Origin of the sequence: Pantoea sp. KPR_PJ, from assembly GCF_041386365.1 — a bacterium.
Taxonomy (GTDB): domain Bacteria; phylum Pseudomonadota; class Gammaproteobacteria; order Enterobacterales; family Enterobacteriaceae; genus Pantoea.
The window spans coordinates 60,200-79,933 of the sequence record NZ_JABMIK010000010.1 but is presented as its reverse complement, the minus strand read 5'-3'; the positions used below and the strand labels follow the sequence as shown (position 1 = coordinate 79,933).

The 19,734-nt window shown below is 56.5% G+C and carries 20 protein-coding genes; 14 read left to right on the top strand and 6 right to left on the bottom strand.

The genetic code is table 11. From position 1 onward, the window contains the following. Positions 1-42: 42 nt before the first annotated feature. Both HP564_RS18145 and HP564_RS18140 read left to right on the top strand, forming a co-directional pair. Entirely contained in the window at positions 43-648 is a 606-nt protein-coding gene (locus HP564_RS18145; RefSeq protein WP_371245231.1) for a TetR/AcrR family transcriptional regulator, read from the top strand. Positions 649-746: 98 nt separating this feature from the next. Continuing rightward, positions 747-1,427 carry a type 1 glutamine amidotransferase domain-containing protein gene (locus HP564_RS18140; protein WP_371245230.1) on the top strand — a complete coding sequence of 227 codons (681 nt, stop codon included), beginning with the start codon at positions 747-749 and terminating at the stop codon, positions 1,425-1,427. Positions 1,428-1,603: 176 nt separating this feature from the next. Here the strand turns inward: HP564_RS18140 and HP564_RS18135 are convergent, their stop codons facing one another. Further along, positions 1,604-2,530, bottom strand: a complete 927-nt coding sequence (locus HP564_RS18135) for an Rpn family recombination-promoting nuclease/putative transposase (RefSeq protein WP_371245229.1) — start codon at positions 2,528-2,530, stop codon at positions 1,604-1,606. Positions 2,531-2,709: 179 nt separating this feature from the next. Between HP564_RS18135 and HP564_RS18130 the strand changes: the two genes are divergently transcribed. From HP564_RS18130 to HP564_RS18115, 4 genes are read left to right on the top strand one after another with little or no spacing between them, the layout of a single operon-like run. Beyond that, positions 2,710-3,273 carry a peroxiredoxin gene (locus tag HP564_RS18130; protein WP_371245228.1) on the top strand — a complete coding sequence of 188 codons (564 nt, stop codon included), beginning with the start codon at positions 2,710-2,712 and terminating at the stop codon, positions 3,271-3,273. A 21-nt stretch (positions 3,274-3,294) separates the two neighbouring features. Next, positions 3,295-4,530 (top strand): protein-disulfide reductase DsbD family protein, encoded by a 1,236-nt coding sequence (locus HP564_RS18125; protein ID WP_371245227.1) that lies wholly within the window; start codon positions 3,295-3,297, stop codon positions 4,528-4,530. A gap of 58 nt (positions 4,531-4,588) precedes the next feature. Further along, positions 4,589-5,143, top strand: a complete 555-nt coding sequence (locus HP564_RS18120; protein ID WP_371245226.1) for a sigma-70 family RNA polymerase sigma factor — start codon at positions 4,589-4,591, stop codon at positions 5,141-5,143. After that, positions 5,130-5,774, top strand: coding sequence for a DUF1109 domain-containing protein (locus HP564_RS18115; protein ID WP_371245225.1), 645 nt, complete (start codon positions 5,130-5,132; stop codon positions 5,772-5,774). Before HP564_RS18120 ends, HP564_RS18115 begins: the two co-directional genes overlap by 14 nt. Here the strand turns inward: HP564_RS18115 and HP564_RS18110 are convergent. After that, positions 5,771-6,919: a glycosyltransferase family 4 protein gene (locus HP564_RS18110; RefSeq protein ID WP_371245224.1), complete on the bottom strand. Its 1,149-nt coding sequence runs from the start codon at positions 6,917-6,919 to the stop codon at positions 5,771-5,773. The genes HP564_RS18115 and HP564_RS18110 overlap by 4 nt on opposite strands. Positions 6,920-7,431: 512 nt before the next feature. Here HP564_RS18110 and HP564_RS18105 point away from each other — a divergent pair. From HP564_RS18105 to HP564_RS18095, 3 genes are all read left to right on the top strand, one after another. Continuing rightward, the gene (locus HP564_RS18105; RefSeq protein ID WP_371245223.1) at positions 7,432-7,728 is read left to right on the top strand and encodes a hypothetical protein; all 297 of its coding nucleotides are present in this window, start codon (positions 7,432-7,434) and stop codon (positions 7,726-7,728) included. A gap of 32 nt (positions 7,729-7,760) precedes the next feature. Then, a complete protein-coding gene (locus tag HP564_RS18100) occupies positions 7,761-7,931 on the top strand; it encodes a DUF2256 domain-containing protein (RefSeq protein WP_371245222.1) in 171 nt (56 codons plus the stop codon). A 161-nt stretch (positions 7,932-8,092) separates the two neighbouring features. Next, entirely contained in the window at positions 8,093-8,317 is a 225-nt protein-coding gene (locus HP564_RS18095; RefSeq protein ID WP_371245221.1) for a hypothetical protein, read from the top strand. A gap of 161 nt (positions 8,318-8,478) precedes the next feature. Here the strand turns inward: HP564_RS18095 and HP564_RS18090 are convergent, their stop codons facing one another. From HP564_RS18090 to HP564_RS18075, 4 genes are all read right to left on the bottom strand, one after another. Next, positions 8,479-9,495 (bottom strand): substrate-binding domain-containing protein, encoded by a 1,017-nt coding sequence (locus HP564_RS18090; protein WP_371245220.1) that lies wholly within the window; start codon positions 9,493-9,495, stop codon positions 8,479-8,481. Positions 9,496-9,567: 72 nt separating this feature from the next. Then, positions 9,568-11,067 carry a PTS transporter subunit EIIC gene (locus HP564_RS18085; RefSeq protein WP_371245219.1) on the bottom strand — a complete coding sequence of 500 codons (1,500 nt, stop codon included), beginning with the start codon at positions 11,065-11,067 and terminating at the stop codon, positions 9,568-9,570. Positions 11,068-11,580: 513 nt separating this feature from the next. Then, the gene (locus HP564_RS18080; RefSeq protein WP_371245218.1) at positions 11,581-12,123 is read right to left on the bottom strand and encodes a thioredoxin fold domain-containing protein; all 543 of its coding nucleotides are present in this window, start codon (positions 12,121-12,123) and stop codon (positions 11,581-11,583) included. 446 nt (positions 12,124-12,569) lie between these two features. Then, complete coding sequence (locus HP564_RS18075; protein WP_371245217.1) at positions 12,570-13,340, bottom strand: GntR family transcriptional regulator; 771 nt, start codon at positions 13,338-13,340, stop codon at positions 12,570-12,572. A 79-nt stretch (positions 13,341-13,419) separates the two neighbouring features. Between HP564_RS18075 and HP564_RS18070 the strand changes: the two genes are divergently transcribed. Genes HP564_RS18070 through HP564_RS18050 form a run of 5 tightly spaced genes read left to right on the top strand, consistent with a single transcriptional unit; the run spans position 13,420 to position 19,731 of the window. After that, the gene (locus tag HP564_RS18070) at positions 13,420-14,700 is read left to right on the top strand and encodes a M20 family metallopeptidase (RefSeq protein WP_371245216.1); all 1,281 of its coding nucleotides are present in this window, start codon (positions 13,420-13,422) and stop codon (positions 14,698-14,700) included. A gap of 18 nt (positions 14,701-14,718) precedes the next feature. Further along, positions 14,719-16,317, top strand: a complete 1,599-nt coding sequence (locus tag HP564_RS18065; RefSeq protein WP_371245215.1) for an ABC transporter substrate-binding protein — start codon at positions 14,719-14,721, stop codon at positions 16,315-16,317. Positions 16,318-16,326: 9 nt separating this feature from the next. Beyond that, positions 16,327-17,274: an ABC transporter permease gene (locus HP564_RS18060; RefSeq protein WP_371245214.1), complete on the top strand. Its 948-nt coding sequence runs from the start codon at positions 16,327-16,329 to the stop codon at positions 17,272-17,274. Continuing rightward, positions 17,267-18,097: an ABC transporter permease gene (locus tag HP564_RS18055; RefSeq protein WP_371245213.1), complete on the top strand. Its 831-nt coding sequence runs from the start codon at positions 17,267-17,269 to the stop codon at positions 18,095-18,097. The genes HP564_RS18060 and HP564_RS18055 overlap by 8 nt, the downstream gene beginning before the upstream one ends. Beyond that, the gene (locus tag HP564_RS18050; protein ID WP_371245212.1) at positions 18,094-19,731 is read left to right on the top strand and encodes a dipeptide ABC transporter ATP-binding protein; all 1,638 of its coding nucleotides are present in this window, start codon (positions 18,094-18,096) and stop codon (positions 19,729-19,731) included. The genes HP564_RS18055 and HP564_RS18050 overlap by 4 nt, the downstream gene beginning before the upstream one ends. The last annotated feature ends 3 nt before the right edge of the window (positions 19,732-19,734 follow it).

Here is a 19,734-nt window from a genome sequence, read left to right as displayed (position 1 = left end):
CCATCTTTAGACGACCGGTCTAATAACGAGTATAACCAGGTTATGAACAGTGCAGCGTCCCCTCATAAAGAAGACATTCGCGAGCATATCCTCGCCACAGGCGAGCGCATCATGGCCAGCAAAGGCTACTCGGCGGTCGGTCTCAATGAGATTCTGACCGAAGCAGGCGTGCCGAAAGGTTCGTTTTATCACTACTTTGGCTCCAAAGATGCCTTTGGCGTCGCCATGCTTGAACGCTATTTTGATGACTATCTGGCCGCGATGGACAGAACGCTGGGTCAGTCTGACGGCACGATGCAGCAAAAGTTGATGTGCTACTGGCAGCAGTGGCGGGAGACGCAATCTTTTCAGACGTGTCAGGGCAAATGCCTGGCCGTCAAGCTCGGTGCTGAAGTTGCCGATCTGTCAGAGGCAATGCGGCAGACGCTTGAAAAGGGCACGGCTGGCATCATCAGCCGTCTGACAAAGGCGATCAGAGCGGGCGTTGCCGAAAAGTCCTTACGCACAGAAGAACAGCCGGAACAGGTGGCGGAAAGCCTTTATCAACTCTGGGTGGGTGCCAGCATCATGGTCAAGATCGCGCGCAATACGCGCCCCTTTGATACAGCCATGCGTGTCACGCAGCACATGCTTCAGCCTCTCTCCTAGGCGCAGAATAAAATAAGCCGGGAACGGCTTTTTTTGCAGCAAAATCTAGACGACTGGTCTACTTTTAACGGGGCACCTTTATTATACGGAGAAGGAAGATGAACGTTCTGATGGTCCTGACCTCACACGATCGGCTGGGTGATACCGGCCGTAAAACCGGTTTCTGGCTGGAAGAACTGGCCGCCCCCTATTACGCCTTCAAAGACGCTGGCGCAAAAATTACGCTGGCCTCCCCGCAGGGAGGCAATCCGCCGCTGGATCCTAAAAGTAATGAACCCGCTTCTCAGACCGAACTGACTCATCGCTTTGAGGCAGATGAAGAGGCGAAGGCACAGCTCGCCTCGACGGTGCGTCTGGACAGCGTCTCGGCATCTGATTTTGACACGGTTTTCTATCCGGGCGGACACGGTCCGCTGTGGGATCTGGCGGAAGATAAACACTCTATCGCCCTGATTGAGGACTTTATTGCGGCAGACAAACCGGTCGCACTGGTGTGTCATGCACCGGGCGTGCTGCGCCATGTGAAAACGGCCGCAGGTCGCCCGCTGGTTGAAGGCAAAAAAGTAACGGGTTTCGCTAACAGTGAGGAGGAAGGCGTCGGTCTGACTGACGTCGTGCCTTTCCTGGTTGAAGATGAGCTGATTGCTAAAGGCGGCCTTTATTCAAAAGGCGAGGACTGGGGTTCATACGTTGTGCAGGACGGTCTGCTGATTACCGGCCAGAACCCGGGATCGTCAGCAGCCACGGCGGCGCAGCTGCTGAAACAGTTCGCGCAGTAACCCCGGCTTCTGCGGTAAATCCGTCGGCGAAGCAGATGGCAGTAATGGCCTGCGCTCCGTAAAGTCTGCCTGGCAGATCTCGCTGAACACGGCCTCTCTCTTGGTCTGCGCCAGCGCATGGTATGGCCGTCTGCACCTGCTTTGCTCAGCAGCGGGTGGAGCCGGCCCGCTTTTCATCAGTGATTGATCTGCTTCAGATCATCTTCTGACAGGCCGGTCATTTTCATGACGGAAGCCACATCCATACCATTGTCCAGCAGATTGCGGGCGATCTTGAGGCTGGCCTCCTGCTCACCAAGCTGTCGCCCCTGTGCCAGACCTTGTTCCAGACCCTGTTTCCGACCGATCTGTTCAAGTTGTTGTGCAAGGGTCATCAGTTCATCCTCATGCTGCGGCACGCGCTGTGCCAGTTCACGGATCATCGCTTTCACATCCGGGGTTTCCCCGGCCTGAAGCATATAGTTTATCAGCGCCATTACCTGTTGTCCGGTCATAAATTCGGTCAGCATCAGGGTGACGAGCTGGTCAAGCAGGGTGCTCAGGTCGCGCTGACGTATATGCTTCTGCAGGAGCGTCAGTGCCGCCATGCTGCGGTGCTGCATAATGTCTTCATCAGGGATCACCGTCACGTCGACCAGCGGAAACTGCCCGCCATAGAGCGCGGCAGCCTGTTCGGTGTCATCAAACAGGCTCAGCCAGTTCATCGAGTAGGGATAGGGGCTGCGCCTGCCCTGATAAAATAATACCGGGATCACCAGCGGCAACGCGTTATGTCCGGCGTCGAGATGGCGCTGCATGGCAGCGATGGCATAGCGCATCAGGCGAAACGCCATATACTTGTCTGGCGAGCTCTGGTGTTCAATCAGAACATGCACATAGCCGTCGCCCCGCGTGGTTTTCAGGGAGTAGAGCACGTCGCTGTAATAGGGACGTAAATCATCTTCCACAAAACTGCCGGACTCGAGCTTTAGCGTGGTCAAATCGCAAATCTTGAGTAGTGCGGGCGGAAGATGGAGCGCCATAAAGTCGCGCGCGGTATCCGGATGCGACAAAAAGGTTTTGAACACCGCATCGTGCGGCGTTGGCGTTTGATTTTTATTCATCCTTATTTCACCTTCGCTGACAATTATCGCGGCGCAACAGGGTAACACAGGATCGCTGCTGCAGATTTTATCCACGGCGGCAGAATTTTTTTCTTTCAGCGAAACCTTTTTGCTCTCCTCAGCGAAACTCTTATCAGAGCCCTGAGATAACCCAGCCCGATCGTTAGTGGAGAGATAACATGCGTATGAAAAAAAACCTGAAGACCCTGGCTGCTGCCACGCTGCTCGCGCTGAGCCTGCCTGCGACAAGCGCCTTTGCCGCACTGCAGGTGGGTGACAAAGCGCCTGATTTTACCCTTGAAGCCGCGCTGGCCGGAAAGGCCACCTCTTTTTCCCTTCAGCAGGCGCTACAAAAAGGCCCGGTGGTGCTCTATTTCTTCCCGGCGGCGTTTAGCGCAGGCTGCACGCTGGAGGCGCATGACTTCGCCGAAGCAACCGATGCGTTTAACAAGCAGGGCGCAACGGTAATTGGGGTGACTGCGGGCAACACCGATCAGATTGCCAAATTCTCGCAGCTTGAATGTCGCGACAAGTTTACCGTTGCTGCCGATCCGGGTGCCAGAGTGGCCGCGGAATATAAAAGCACCATGGATTTCAAAGGGAAAACGCTCTCCGATCGTACCTCCTACGTGATTGCGCCAGACGGCAAAATCCTGCTCAGCTACACCGACAAAAACCCGGATGCACATATCCAGAAAGCCATGGATGCGGTGAAAAAATACCGTCAGGCCAATCCCGCATAACCCTCTCTGAGTGAGCCTGCTATGCTGACAGCCATTGCCGCCGCCTTTCTGGGCGGCCTTATTCTTAATCTGATGCCGTGCGTATTTCCGGTGATCTCACTAAAGGCGCTGAGCCTCATCCGCCATCACGATAAACCGGCACAGGCGCGCGCCGAAGGCATGGCGTTTTTGCTGGGCGTGGTCGTGACCATGCTGGTGCTGGTGGCCGTGCTGCTACTGGCACGCGCTGGCGGCGCCTCTGTTGGCTGGGGCTTTCAGCTTCAGTCGCCGCGGGTGATTGCGCTGCTGATTCTGGTGATGCTGGCGTCGGCGCTGAATCTGTTTGGCCTGTTTGAGGTCGGGCTGAGCCTGCAGCGCGTCGGCGAGGTGGGCGGCGATCGCGGCGGCCTGGTGGGATCGGCTCTGACCGGCGCGTTGGCAATCGTGGTGGCGACACCCTGTAGCGCGCCCTTTATGGCCAGCGCGGTAGGCTATGCGCTGACGCAGCCGCCCCTCATCAGCGTGGTGATTTTCACCGCGCTGGCGCTCGGTTTCGCCGCCCCCTTCACGCTGATCTCCTTTTTTCCGCTGCTGGCGCGCGCGCTACCTGCCCCCGGAGCCTGGATGATTACCCTGAAACACGGCCTGGCCTTTCCGATGCTGGGGGCGGTGGGCTGGCTCATCTGGGTGCTGGAACGTCAGGCTGGTTCAGCGGCGCTGGCCGCTATTCTGGCGTGCTGTCTGCTGCTCAGCTTTGCCGCATGGCTTTACGGCATGGCGCAAAAGCGCCGGATGATGGGGCAACGGCACGCATTACTGCATCTTGCCACGGCCCTCTTTGTGCTGCTGACAGTGCCGCCGTTGCTGGATGTGAAGACCTCAGCCCCCTCTGCTGAAACAGCGGAAAGTGACGAGGCCGCCGCTGTCGCCTGGTCACCGCAAAACGTTGACGCTATCAAAGGGCAGGGCAAGCCGGTGCTGGTAAACTTTACCGCCTCTTGGTGCATTACCTGTCAGGTGAACGATCGCACCTCTTTATCGACGCAGGCAGTAAAGTCGGCCATGGCGCGCACCAGCACCATTTATATGATTGCGGATTCCACCAAATATAACCCGGACGTAGAGCAGGCCCTGAGTGATTTTGGTCGCGGTGGGCTGCCGCTCTATGTGGTATATCCTGCCGATGGAGGAAAGCCCGTGGTCTTGCCACAGGTTTTGACGCCCCGTATTGTTATTTCGGCACTGGAACACGCGGCCGAAGGCAGCAAAAAATCATAGACAGGTTAATGCGTGAATAACACGAAAAGCCGGGTCTCTCAGCCTTATCGTTCAGGCGATGCCCGTTACTGACGCGCGCGCTCAGCACTGGCCAGCATTGATGGCCCGCGCGCAGGCTGGCGATCAAGAAGCCTATAACCAGTTACTGAAAGCGATGGTGCCCGCCATCCGGGCTTTCGTGCGCCATAAAATCACCGATGAGGGACAGGTTGACGATGTGATTCAGGAGACACTACTGGCGGTCCATCGCGTGCGTCACACTTATGACCCGCGCCGACCGATATTGCCCTGGGTTGCGGCTATCGCCTCCGCCAGGGCGGTTGACGCGCTGCGTCAGCGTGGGCGCCGGCAGGAAATCCAGGATGATGAGGCGCTGCAGAGGCAACTGGCTGAGCCGAAAGAGCGTGAAGCCAGCCTGCACGATTTAACCGACTGCCTGAATAGCCTGCCGGAACGGCAGCGGCAAATTGTGGAATCGGTCCATCTGCGCGACCAGACCCTGGCGCAGGCAGCGGCAGAAAATAATCTGTCGCTCTCTGCCGTCAAATCGCTGTTGCATCGCGCCATGCTCAACCTTCGTAAATATGGAAGCGGCAGACATGAGAAATCATGATCCACTCATCGATCAACTTAGCGCGTCGGTACAGCCCGTCAGACGGACATGGCCAACCCTGTGGCGCGTGGCGGGCTGGACCGCACTGGCGCTGCCGTGCGGCGCGCTCAGCAGCTGGGCACTGCACAGCCGCTATACCGACTGGTCGCAGCCTGGCGCGCTGACAGCGCTGCTGACGTTACTGCTCTCTTTTGTTTTAGGCCTCAGCGCCATCACGGGATCTTTTACCCTCAGTCTTGCCGGACGGCAGCCGCCCAACGTGTTATGGCGGGTGCTGATGGCGCTGGTGTGGCTGGCCCTCAACCTGAGCAACCTGTCGGCGTCACAGCCGACTGCGGGAGCGGGGCGGTTTGGCGAAGGCGTGCACTGCTACCTGTTTATGCTTTCTGCCAGCCTGCCGATGATGGTGATCACCGTGGTGAGCCTGCACCGCACGCGCTCGCTCAGGCCGGGAAGAAGCCTGGCGCTGGCAGGATGCGGCATTGCGTTTATGTCCTCCGTGCTGCTGTCGCTGTGCCACAACACCACTCTACACCTGATTGATTTCTCCATGCATCTTGCGGCCGGTGTAACCATCACCGGGCTAACGGTGCTGGCAGGCCGTCGCTGGGTCGGGCTGGAGAGGCATTAGGCCAGGGCATAGATTGCATTGAGCTGCTCTTTAAAACGCACCGGATCGTGAACCTGCTGAATGCGGGTTAATGCTGCTTTTGAACGTGACAGCAGAGCCTCGCGGTTTGCTAAAATGTCCTGAATAGTGGATTTCAGCTGCGAGACAATGAATCTTCTCAGCGAGGCTTTATCCTCGGCGGAGTTTATTGTCAGTTCAAACATATCGTTCAGGGGACATTCAATCATCCAGCCTGCCTCTGAGGGGTTAATTTCCGGCAGTGCCCGAACGTTAGTTGAAATAACCGGGCAGCCACAGGCCTGCATTTCCAGCACCGAGAAGCCGTAGGTATCTTGCCAGGTGGGCAGGAGTCCGGCATGCGTGCGTTTAAACAGATCGATAAGCGCATGATTCGGCAGCGAGGCCGTATGGCTGAAAAGAGCATTCCCTCTGATTAACGTCTCAATGTGCTGATAAAAATAGTCCTCATCCTGATAGCGGCCGTGCGCAAAATTATATCGGTTCCTGAGATCACCCACGATATTCACCTGAACATCACGGGCGCTGACGATCCCCTCGCTGGCCAGCTCACTAAAAGCAAGCACGACTTCTGCTCCGCCTTTCCGGTAAAACTCGTTTCCAGCGAAGGTGAAAATCAGACGGCTTTCCTGTTCCGGCCGTTGCCCCTGATAAAGCACAGGCTGCGGCGGATGAAGCTTATGCAGTTTAGAAATAATCAGCGGTGCTTCTTCAGGAAAGGCATTAAGCAGCCTGAGCTGAATCTGTCTTGTGGCTTCGGATATTGCCACAATTGCGACACACTGCGGCGCCGCGATCAGGCGGAGTTGCTTTCTGAGCGCTGGGTTAGCCAGTTTGGGCACCCCTGGAACAGGCAACACCCGGGGCAGTTCCGTTTCAAAAGTAGAAACCCAGCGTTTATCCGTGCAGGCTACCTCATTAAACAGATGAATAACCTGAGCATCGTCTGGCATTAAAAAACTGACCGGATAAAAAACAAAAGTCTTGTTAGCTTTCGTGGCCTTATTTCTTATCTTATTTAAATAGAGCCAGATATTTTTGTATTTAAAATCGAGATAGGTATGTTTCTCATTAACGATGATATTGCGCTTTTCAGGATAACCGCGCCCACTTACAATTATCTTCATAAAAACCCCTGATATAAACTGGCAACAGATAATTATTGATAAAGGGCATTAACGCAGCGGATAGTATAGACAGATTATCACTGATTTTGTGACGGCGTAAAACAAAGCAAGATAATAGGAGTAATCCCTGAATCATTCAGACCGCTTTATATTTAAAGACCGCTTTATGATTAATTTTTCCTGAAGTAAATAACCCACCTCCCAATTAAATCTGCGCGATTTACCGGCCTGTTCTTGCGCCTCCTTAAAAAACTTAGTTAAGGACATTTACAGAGTTCAACAGGAAAAAATGATGGCAGGCCTATGGGTCGCAGAAGCCGTTTTATTGCTGCTCAGGCGGCTATTTCCTGCCTGTCGAGGCGAGTTATCAGCGCCAGCCCCTCTCTGCTGATGGCCCCCAACAGGATTTATCTTGCAGCTGCAGGGAGGTGAAAGAAGTAAGCAAGAAAAATGGCACAAACAGAAAACTTAAGTAAACTTAAATGAGGCCTTCATGTTTAAGGAGACATGCCATGCCCATATATGACATTTCAATTGAATTGCGGGGTGAAGTGGATGCTGCCGGTGACTACAGGCGGCTCCTCAAAGCAATGAATGACAATGGATTCCGACACAGTATCTCGGACGGAGGCGATAAAACTTACTGGCTGCCGCGAGATGTGTTCAGCTATCAGGGCAATATGACGCGTCAGGAGATCATGGAAAGGGTCTATCACCTGTTGACGGATTTTATCCCTGCGCCGGGTGTGATGGTCACGGAATCCGCCGGACGCTCATGTCGAGGCCTCAGAGAAATTGACGGCTTTTAAGCAGAATCCAGACCCGCTGAATGTGAGGAAAAATGTCTACCTTTAAGGGAAATAAACAATCGCTGCCAGTACGCTACTGCAGGCAGTGTAAAAAACCGATGACCTGGCGAAAAAAATGGGAGAAGAACTGGGAGCAGGTGCAGTATTGTTCTGAACGCTGTCGGCGGGAGGCCAGGCGCGGCGCAGATGTTAAGCCAGAGTAATAAAAGAGTAAAAGGCGTCACTTTTTACGCCAGGAAACAACACTTGTTAAACTGAAACACAACAGAGCCTGCTTTAGCCTCTGCTACCTTGCCGTAACGACTATGCTCATCAGGCTAATTACCAGCAACGTGCTGTTAATGCGTATGAGGATGGTATTCAGATGCGTAAATTGTCGTGTTTAGTCATCACCCTTGGCCTGCTGTTATCGGTCGCTTCCCAGGCTGATGCTGCAGGTTGTCTGAAAGGTGCCGTCGTCGGCGGAGCCGCAGGACATATTAAAAATCATGGTGTCGCGGGTGCGGCGGCCGGATGTGCTGTAGGGCATCACATGGCACACAAAAAAGAGAAAAAAGAAGCAGAAAAAAATCAGCAACAGGCACAGTAACCGGCGAGGCAGGGCATAAGCTTTGCCATCCCCGGCGTGGCACACAGGGATGTGGCCCGCATCAGACGACAATGCGTCCGCCCGCCGACTTTCCCATTACCCGCCACGCGACCGCTTCCTGCCTGCCGGACAGCGCGCACGTCGCTGGCCTGATGCTCACCTCAGGCTGACTCGCGCACCACCAGCTCACCGCTGAGCAAAATGCGCTGCGTCGGTAAATCTGGCGTTCTGACCTTACTGATGATCAGTTCTGCGGCCTGCCGTCCGGTCTCCTCGCTGGCGGATGAGACATAAGATAAGGATGGCGACGTCAGGTTAACGTGCAGCATATCTTCAAAGCCGATCAGCGCAACCTGCTGCGTAAGGAAAAGATCTTTGCCCAGCGTGCGCCCCACCTGATGGATACCGTTTATCGCGCCAATCAGCGCCGTTGGTGAATGGCAAAGCAGCGCGGTAAGGGTGGTATTATTGTCCAGCAGATGACGCGTTGCCTGGCTGGCGGCAAAAGTCTCTTCGCTGCACGTCGGCGCGGTCTCTTCTTTCAGCACAATGCCGTTTTGTCGCAGGCAGGCACGAATCCCCTGCAGACGCTGCAAACGCAGCAGACAATCCGCCTCTCCGCCGATATAGCCAATGTTGCGGTGTCCGCGCGCCAGCAGATAGCGCGTGGCCAGCGCGGCCGCCTGGCGATTATCGCGCATCACCAGATCACAGGTCTCATCCAGCAGGGTTTGCGAAACCACCACTAACGGCAGCGGACACAAACGGAGTCGATCCGGCAAAGAGGCCTGACGGGTGTCAGAAGTCAGATAGATGACACCCGCTACGCCCTGCTGATTAAATGAAAGCAGGCAGCGTTCGAGGCTTCCCTCATTATCCTGAGGCTGGCCCAGAAACACCATAAACCCCTGCTTTTCCAGCTCCTTAACTACGCTCGCCATGACTTTTACCGCATAGCTGTCGCTGAAGTCGCACAGGATCAGACCGATCAGATTCGATGTGCTGGCGCGCAGGTTCGCCGCGGCCACGTTGTGCACATAACCCAGCTGCTGAATAGCGGCCTGTACTCTGGCAATGGTCGCGTCAGAGATCTTGCCCTTCTGCCGCAGCACCAGCGAAACGGTCGAGACAGAGACGCCCGCCTCTTTAGCAACATCGATGATGCTGACTTTTTTCAAACCGGCTCCTGAAAAATTCATCCTGCCCCTGGGCTCAGCCCTCCGGCTCACGCCGGAGAGTGCGACTGCCCGTTATTTTGCCAGCATCGTCTGCATGGTTTGCGCGATGAACTGCGCGCGGGCACCAAAAATGACCTGAATGCCCGTATCGCCAATAAAGACCACGCCGCGCGCGCCGACGCCGTTCAGGCCATCTTTATCCACCAGATCGCTTTTCACCACATCAAGACGCAGGCGGGTAATACAGGCGCCCACAGTATTGATGTTTTGCGCGCCGCCAAGCAAGCCAATGATCTCCGTGGCAACCTCGTTGTCGGACTTATCACTCACGTTCGCCGTTACCGCAGTACGCCCCGGGGTTTTGATATCCAGACGGCGGATGACATAGCGAAAGGTGAAGTAGTAAATCAGTCCCATCGGCACACCGATAATCACCGCATTCAGGTAGTGAGTCTGATAGCCGTTAAAAGAAGGCAGGATGCCAAACGACAGATAATCGATAAAGCCAGCAGAGAACGATTTCGCAATGTGTGCATGCATCAGATACATCATCATGTAGGCCAGGCCTGCCATAATGGCGTTAAAGACATACAGCACCGGTGCCACAAAGATAAAGGTAAACTCGACCGGCTCGGTAATCCCGGTCAGAAAGCAGGTGAGCGCAGCGGAAAAAAGGATCCCGGCAGCAATCTTTTTATTGGCCGTGTGCGCTTCGTGATACATAGCAAGGCAGGCGGCCGGCAGCGCAAACAGCATAAGCGGAAACTCACCCTGCATAAATTTGCCCGCGTTCTGATAGGTATCGCTGCTGAACGATTTCACGCCCTCTTCGAGCATTTTAAACCAGATGGTTTGATCGCCATGGATCACCTGTCCGGTTTGGGTTGTGTAGTCGCCAAATGAATACCAGAAAGAGGGATACCAGATATGGTGGAGCCCGAGCGGAATAAGCGCGCGCTCAACCAGCCCAAAGATAAAGGTTGAGGCGGCCTGATTATCGCCGTTTACCATCACGGAAAGCGCGTCAATGCCGGACTGAATATGCTGCCAGACGTAGGGCAGCAGCAAACCCATTAAAAAAGATGAGCAGGCGGTGGCAATCGCCACAAAGCGCTTACCGGAAAAGAAGCCAAGAAATTCAGGCAGCTGCAGGGTGTGGAAACGGTTATAGCACCAGGCGGCGAGAATACCGCAGAGCAGCCCGCCAAATACCCCCATTTGCAGCGTTGGTATGCCCACTACCAGCGCGTATTTTCCCCCCTGTGCCGCCATTTCCGGGGTAATGCCCATAACCGTGCCGATGGTGATATTGGTAATGAAAACCGATACGGCCGCCGACAGTGCCGCAATGCCCGATTCTGATGCCAGCCCGACGGCTGAACCGATGGCAAACAGCATAGGCAAATTATCAAAGATTACGCCTCCGGCATTCATCATCAACGGCAGGTGAAACTTATCGCCGAACGCCAGCAGCAGGCCTGCGGCTGGCAGCAGTGAGATAGGCAGCATCAGGGCGCGGCCTATCATCGACAATTTTGATAACGATTTAATTAATCCCGAGAACAGACTCATGCTGTTTTCTCCGATTCAAAACCCTGGAATGCGCCTTTGGGGCGCGGTAAAAGGAAGTAGAACGTTCTACTAAAACGTTCTACTTACTATTCGGTGAAGAGAGAGGATCAGGCAACTGAAATCTGACGTTTACCCAGAGGAGTTAGTGATAGTTTGAAGTAGATCGTAAAAGAGGCACAAAAGCGCCTCTGGCGTCTATGGCCATACCGGTCATACCGACGGGCAGGGGGAGATGAGGAAATGATTCTGGTCTGCTACCGCATAGCGCGTGTTTCACGGACGCCCGCAGGGGTTACGCGCAGGCAAGAGACTTCCGGCGCGATGATGACGCGGCAGAGAGCAAAACCGTCACCGCTTCAAAATAAAAGCGGTAGCGGTTTTTATCGCCTGAGAAATCCGCTCCCTGACCGGGATCAGCAGGTGATATCTCCCGCTGAATTTGCTGACTTACGCATCTGACAGGAAGAAAAGCGAAGACAGCACTACGCGCTCTGCCAGTGGCCGATATGACCTTTACTGCGGCTGCTCATTAAGTTGTTTCAGCATAAAGGAAGGCGTTTTCATCCCCACGAACAGGAGAGGTTTTTTCTGCATAACCACGATAACAGGTGTGGCGCGAATACCGATACGTTCCGCCAGTGCAGACTGCGACTTTATCGTGTCAGTGCATTCCGGGGTAGCGCCATTAGCGGGTAAAAAACCGGCCATGGCATTTCGCAGACTTTCCTGAGGCGTGGCTGAGCACCACACCCTGGCCATATCTTCAGTGACCTGATCGCGAATAGCCGGTGGCGCAACCGTCAAAAACGACACGGAAAAGCCTGCATCAGTATAGTGATGGATATTTTTCACGATCTGACTGCAATAAACGCACTGATTATCGATGAAAATAACAAGGTGATATTTTTCACCGGGCGCGACCCATGTAATGGGGTTCAGGCTGGTAAGATGCTGCGCGATCTCATCAACAGCCTGCTCAAACGTCAGGTCTGCTCTGGCCAGAGCAGGCGACAGGATCATAAAAACCATCAGGAAAGCGGCGACGCTCTTTTTCATATTCCCTCATGAATTCACTGTTTTTCTGGGGCAGACGGCGTTAATAACAGGGTGAAGATGAATGTTTATCCGCGCCCAGCCAGAGTTACCCAAAACATTCACAGATGACTGACAGTGAAACTCACCGGTCGGTGACGCCTGATTATTTCAGCCTGCCAGCGCAGATCGTTATAAGCTATTCAGCGCGTTTAAAATAGCCAGCAGTCCCGAATGACACGGTTTTTTATGCAGGTTTTACTGCGTAAATTAACTGTTTTAACTAAAAGGCGGGCACCTGTTACGCCGGTTGAGTGAAGCGGAAAGCGTGGGGCGCATGCCATCCTTTTCATTAAAAGCGAACGAAGCTGGCTGTTTTTTCCTGCTTGTTCTGGCGACAGAGCAGAGTCAGCGTAAGCCGGGCGCTCCCTTCCACGCCTTTTACTTCTGGCCACGCGCCCCTGTTCTTCCTACCTGATCTCATTAACGTACATAAAATGTTCAGTACTGAAGCGATGATGCGCCAGGATCACCGGCGTCGCGCTCTGGTCAAATGAGATCTCGTCAATCACCAGCACCGCCTGCGGCAAATCCAGCTCCAGTCGTTCCGCATCCTCTTCGCTGGCCAGAGTCGCGGTGATCTGCTCACGCACGGCGGCCACGCGCACGTCATAGCGTTCAAACAGGTAGCGGTAAAGCAGCGGCGGCAGATGTTCGGCCAGCGGAAAATCGGGCAGGCGGGCAGCGGGCAGCACCAGCTGTTCGTGCATGGCGGCAAGGCCTTTCACGCGACGCAGACGTTTCAGCCGGTATACCGGCTCACCCGGGGCAATCTGTAGCTTTTCCGCTTCGTCCGGTGTCGCGCTGCTTTGTTGATAATCGAGCAGAGTGGTGTCGGACTGGAGCAACCCACCGCTTTTATCGTGCAGCCGAAAATACTGAAAGAAGTGACTGAGGTTATGCAGCGGGGCCCAGCCGGTGACCACCGTGCCGGTTTTGCGCCGACGCATCAGCATCCCTTCCGCGGTAAGCGCACTCAGCGCTTTGCGCATGGTGCCAACGGAGACGCCAAATTCCGCCGCCAGACTGCTTTCACTTGGCAGGATGGTTCCGGCAGGCAGCTCTCCGCTCAGAATAGACTCGCTGAGACGGCGCTTTACGACCTCATACAGGGGTGCGCCCTCTCCTTCACTCAGCCGGGTAAAAGAAGCTCTGTTATCTGCGTCATAGTTTTTTTGCATGTCTGCGATTACCGATTGACCCGCGTTGTTGAGTTGCATTATCTATAAACTATATAGAAATACAACAGACGAGCGTCTTATGACGAAAGATTCCCGCTTTAACAGCGCGTTAGAAAAAATCGTCCAGGACGGGACGCGCATAGCGGATGACATGCGGCGCATGCTTTCCGTTGATACCTGCTTCCCGCCGGGCAACGGCTATGCGGCGTTCGCAGACCTGATGACGCAGCTGTTATCACCCATGCATTTCCATTTTCAGCGCGTCTCAGTGCCTGATGCGCTGTGGCAGGCACCCGATGGCAGCGCACAGGGTGAGCGCGTCAATCTGCTGGCGACGCTCAACAGCGGGGCGGCTGAAAACTGCAATCTCTATTTTCACACCGATACGGTTCCGGCCGGTGACGGCTGGCGGTTTCCTCCTCTGGCCCTGACTGAGGCCGAAGGCAGGCTCTATGGTCGTGGAGCGGCCGACATGAAGGGCACGATTGCAGCGGCCATGGCGGCAATTCGGGCCGCACAGGCCTGTCACCTGCCGCTACGCTTTAACCCGGTTTTTCTGCTTTGCACTGATGAAGAGGGCGGGCTCTATCCCGGCATCCGCTACCTTGCCGAGCAGCAACAGTTTTCCGGGCACCTGCTGAGCTTCAACGGCGGCGCGGTGCCGCGCATCTGGGCGGGCTGCTTTGGCAGCCTGGATCTCAGGGTCATTGTGACCGGACGCTCAGCGCACTCTGGCGATCCTGTTGAAGGCATTAATGCCATCGAAGCCGCGCTTCCGCTGATGAACGCGCTGTATCAGCTTAAAGGGCAGGTGGAGCAGCGCATCTCTGCCATGCCTTCCCCACCGCATTATCAGGGAAAACCGCTCACGTCACTGCTGACGCTGGCTGCGGTACAGGGCGGCAGTAAAGGATCCACCATTCCTGAGCGTTTTGAACTGCTGATCAATCGTCGGTATGCCCCCGAAGAAGCCTTTGAGGATGTCTGGCAGGAGCTCAACCGCTGCATCACGCAGGCGATGGCAGAGAGCCGTGCACTGCATGTCGCCGTGCAGATGATTGGCCATCTGGCACCGGTAGCCGATCCTTACGGGCCGCACTGGCCGCGCTGGCAGGCTGCCCTGAGCCGGGGCTTTGGCTTTCCCGCCGCGTCCTTCCGCCCGTGGGGATCTGCCACCAGCTCCGACATGGGCTGGGTGCAGCAGGCGGGCATTCAGGAAATTTTACTCGGGGGCCTGGCGCGCCCCGACAACCGTATTCATGCCGCCGATGAATTTACAACAATGGCAGATGTTATTGCCCTTTCGCAGTCCATTCTGGCGTATCTCGCCGACGATTTTCAGCCAACCCAGGGTATTTGAACCAGCGAGGAAGAGAAGATGTGCGCAATGAAAGGATTAAACCGGCGGCAGTTTATCGCCTGCTCGACTGCTCTGACCGGCGCAGCCATGCTGCCCTGGTCTTTCACATCCCGGGCCGCACAGGTGGCCAGCGCAACACCGGGCGGAACGCCCCGTAAAGGGGGAGTCCTGCGCATCAGTGTCGACCAGGCGGTCAGTGTGTTAAATCCGCATCAGGTGCGCGTAAATCCGGAGTATCTGGTTGCTGAATTGCTCTACAGCGGTCTTACCCGCCTGACGCAGCAGATGAAAGCCGAAGCTGACCTGGCGCAGTCGTGGCAGGCGAGTGACGACCTCCGGCAGTGGACGTTTACCCTGCGACCGGACTTAAGGTTCAGCGATGGCACACCATTAACCTCTGCGGATGTGGTTGCCAGCCTGCAGGCCCTGCTCGATCCAAAAAACGCCTCACCCGCGCTGCATAATATCGGCCCCATTAACGCGGTCAGCGCGAAGGACGACAGCACCGTACTGATTGAAACTGAAACGCCCTATGCGGATCTGCCCGTGATGCTCGCCTACCCGGACGCCAAAATCATTCCCGCCGCAGTTGCCCAGGGAGGCATAGATAAGCTGAGTAAAACCTCACTGGGTGCAGGCCCGTTTCAGCTGGTGTCATACGATCCTGAACGCAAAATTGTGGTGAAGCGTAACCCGCACTATTACGATCCGGCACGTCCCTACCTCGACGGCGTAGAGGTTGTGGTTTATCCCGATGGCCTCGCAGAGAGTTCAGCGTTGATTTCCGGCGATACCGATCTGATGCTGAGTGCCCAGTCGAGCGAGTTCGCCCGCCTCTCCAAATCATCGGGCGTGCTGCCGCTTCGGGTCGCGTCAGGACAGTTTTTGAACGTAAACATGGGCTGCGATCAGAAGCCGTTTAACGACGCGCGCGTGCGCCAGGCGCTGGCGCTGTGCGTGGATCGTCAGGCCTCCGTAGACTTTGTCGCTGATGGACTGGGTTCACCGGGTAACGACACCCCGATCAATGCCGCCTATCCCTATTACGCCGATCTGGTCCGCAAAGCCGTGGATTACAGCAAAGCCAAAGCGCTGCTGGCAGAGGCAGGATACCCCAACGGCCTTGATTTAACCCTTGTGGCCTCGGACAAGCCTGCGACGCGTACCCAGCTGGGGATAGCGCTGCGTGAAATGGCCCGGCCAGGCGGCTTCCGCATCCGGGTACAGACCATGGCGCACAGCACCTATCTCGATCAGGTGTGGAAAAAAGGCAATTTCTACGTGGGTTTTTACAATATGCAACCCACGCCAGACGCCGTATTTTCCCTGCTCTACACCTCAACGGCGGCCTGGAATGAAACCCGCTGGAATAACGCCGATTTTGACAGCGCCATTCAGGCGGCACGCGAAACCCGTGACGATGCCCAGCGCACGGCGCTCTATGCGAAAGCGCAGCAGTTGATGCATGACGACGTGCCGTCAGTGATCCCGACCTTCTTCGATCTGCTGGCCGCCAGCCGCGACCATGTGGCGGGCTATCACCTGCATCCCCGCGGCGCGGTATTTCGTCTCGACCACGTCTGGCTGACCGACAACGCGCCCGTGCGCGCTGTGTAAGGAGAAACCGTGACCGCGAGCTATCTGCTTAAACGCCTGCTGCTGATGATCTACACCCTGCTGGTGGTGTCGCTGCTGGTTTTTGGCATCACGCAGCTGCTGCCGGCAGACGCGGCTGTCACCCTGCTGGGTCAGAATGCTACACCGGAAGCGCTGGCTGCGGTGCGCGAGCGCCTGGGGCTGAATGCCCCGGCCTGGCTGCAATACTGGCACTGGCTGACGCAGGCGCTACAGGGCAATTTTGGCCTCTCCATGCGTAACGGGCTGGAGGTCGGGCCCACGCTGCTGACGGCGCTTTCACGATCGCTGCTGCTGGCGGCCTGTGCGCTGGTACTGATGTTGATCATCGCCATGCCGCTCGGCATCTGGGCCGCGGTGCGTCGCGGGAAAACCGCGGATGTGCTGGTGAGCGTGATTTCATACATGGGTATCTCTTTTCCCGAGTTTGTTACCGCGACGCTGGTACTGCTGCTGTTTGCCGACGTCTGGCAGGTGCTGCCCGCTACCGGCTATGTGCCGCTGAGCGAAAACCTCGTCAGCGGGATACAACACCTGATCCTGCCCGCTGTGACCGTGGCGCTGATCCTGGTGGCCCACGTCTCACGCATGGTGCGCTCTGAAATGGTGGACGTGCTGCACACAGATTACATTCGTGCGGCCTGGCTCAAGGGTCTCTCACGCCGGCGTATCCTCTGGCGTCATGCGCTGCGAAACGGTCTGCTGCCCACCATCACCATTGTGGCTCTGGATGTGGGCTATCTGCTCGGTGGCATTGTGGTCGTGGAGGAGATTTTTGCCATCCCCGGTATTGGTCGCGAGCTGATCGTGGCGGTACAGGCGCGCGACCTGCCGGTTATTCAGGCTGGCGTGATGATCCTGGCGGCCACCTATTCGGTGGTGAATTTCCTTGCAGACCTTGCCTACGTCATTCTGGATAAGCGGATTTCCTATGCCTGAATTGTTGAAACGTTTACTGCACTCCCCGCAGGGCGCGGCGGGCCTGCTGATTATTCTGCTGGCCCTGCTGATGGTGGCTGGCGGAGCGCATGTGGCACCTTTTGATCCAGAAGCGATCTCGATACTGACGCGCTATAAGCCGCCGGGTGCAGAACACTGGTTTGGCACCGATCAGATGGGACGCGATATTTTCAGCCGGGTGATGGTGGGCGCACGCGCCACCATTTTGCTCTCTCTGCTGGCAACCGCACTCGCGATGGTGGTGGGCGCCGTGCTGGGCACCGCCAGTGCCTATCTGGGCGGCAAAATCGATGAATTTATGATGCGCACCATGGACGCGGTGATGGCTATCCCGAGCCTGCTGTTCGCGCTGCTGATTGTCAGCACGCTGGGGCAGAGCAGCATGAATGCGGTGCTGGCGATTACTGTCGCCTTTGTGCCGGGCATGGTTCGCATCTCCCGTAGCGTAGCGCTGGCGGCGCGCCAGCAGGATTATATCAGTGCGGCGATTGCCCGCGGTGAAGCGGGCCACTACATCATCCTGCGCGAGATGCTGCCCAATATTCTGGCTCCCATCATCGTCGAGGCCACGATTCGCGTTGCGTTTGCCATCATGCTGTTTGCCACCCTGAGTTTTCTGGGCCTGGGCGCACAGCCGCCCGAACCTGAATGGGGGCTGATGGTGTCCGAGGCGCGCACTTACTTCTTCAGCGCGCCCTGGATGATGCTGATCCCGGGTCTGGCGATCGCCCTGGTCGCCATTGGGTTTAATTTACTGGGTGACGGGCTGCGCGACGTCCTCAACCCGCGGAGCCACGGATGATGACACAACCCGCACCGGTGCTGTCGGTGGACAATTACAGCCTGGATTACCGCCTCGCGACGGGGGAGACACTGCCGGTACTGCGCGAGATCACTTTACAGGTGAGACCTGGCGAAGTGCTGGGTCTTGTCGGAGAGTCGGGTTCGGGTAAAACCACGCTCGGCTGGGCCATCATGCGCTGGCTGGCGAGCAACGCGCAGGAGAAAAGCGGGGATATCCGCCTCAACGGTAACAGTTTGCTGGACTTACCGGCACCCGCGCTGATGGCGCTGCGCGGCGCAAAACTGGGCATGATCTTTCAGGACCCCACGGCGTCGCTCAACCCGACCCTGACGCTGGGCGAGCAGGTCACGGAAGTGCTGAGGCGTCATCGCAGGCTTAACGCCCGTGAAGCCCAGCAGCTGGCTGAGTCTCTGCTAGAGGATGTAGAACTCAAGCATCCGGCCCGCATGATGCGACGCTACCCGCATCAGGTCTCGGGAGGAGAAAAGCAGCGCATTCTGATCGCCACCGCGTTTGCCTGTCAGCCGGACTGCCTGATTTTTGATGAGCCTACCACGGCGCTGGATGTGATCAGCTCAGCGCAGATTCTGGAACTCTACCAGCGTCTGCGGGACGAAACCGGTGTGGCGTCACTTTATATTTCTCACGATCTGGCCCTGGTTGCCAAAGTAGCCGATCGCGTCTGCGTGCTGGATAAAGGTCGTATCGTGGAGCAGGAGAAGACGCGCACGCTGTTCAGTGCACCGCAACACCCTTATACCCGTCGGCTGATTGCCGCGGTGCCAGACCCACAGCAGCGGCTGATGACTGACGCCGCAGGCACGCAGCCGCTGCTGACGCTGGACAGGCTCAGCGTCGATTACGGTCGTCACGGCCTGATCGATCGCCTGCTGAAGCGCGAGGCCAACACCACCCGTGCGGCAAACGCGGTGTCGCTGACCGTGCATCAGGGCGAAATCCTTGGGGTGGTAGGCGAATCTGGCTCCGGTAAATCCTCGCTGGGGCGAGCCATCACCGGACTCGTACCGTTCAGCGGCGAGATAAATGTTGGTGGCCGCGCTCTGCAGGGGCGCGCCCAGATGGACAACGCGTATCGCCGCCGCGTGCAGATGATCTTTCAGCATCCTGATGCCTCGCTGAATCCGCGCATGACCATCGGCGAGATTGTGGCGCGTCCGCTTCGCCTCTACGGCTTACCGCCTGGCGAAACAGAGGCACAGGCGGTGGCGCGGTTGCTTGAAGAAGTACGGCTGCCGCCAGCGTTCGCCACCCGCTATCCCCATGCCCTTTCAGGCGGACAAAAACAGCGTGTGGCGATTGCCCGCGCCTTTGCCCACCCACCGGAGCTGGTGATTTGCGACGAAATAACCGCAGCGCTCGACGTATCGGTACAGGCCACCATTATTGAGCTGCTTCTGGCGCTGCGCCACCGGTATGACACGGCCTACCTGTTTATCACGCACGATCTCAACCTGATCCGCCAGATTGCCCACCGCGTGGCTGTGATGTATCGCGGCGATGTGGTCGACGTTCTGCCCGGCGAAAAGATGTCGTCCCTGGCGCAACACCCTTACACGCGTGCGCTCCTTAATGCTGTGCATGTTCCCGACCTGTCCCCGTCCGTAGCCTGATGA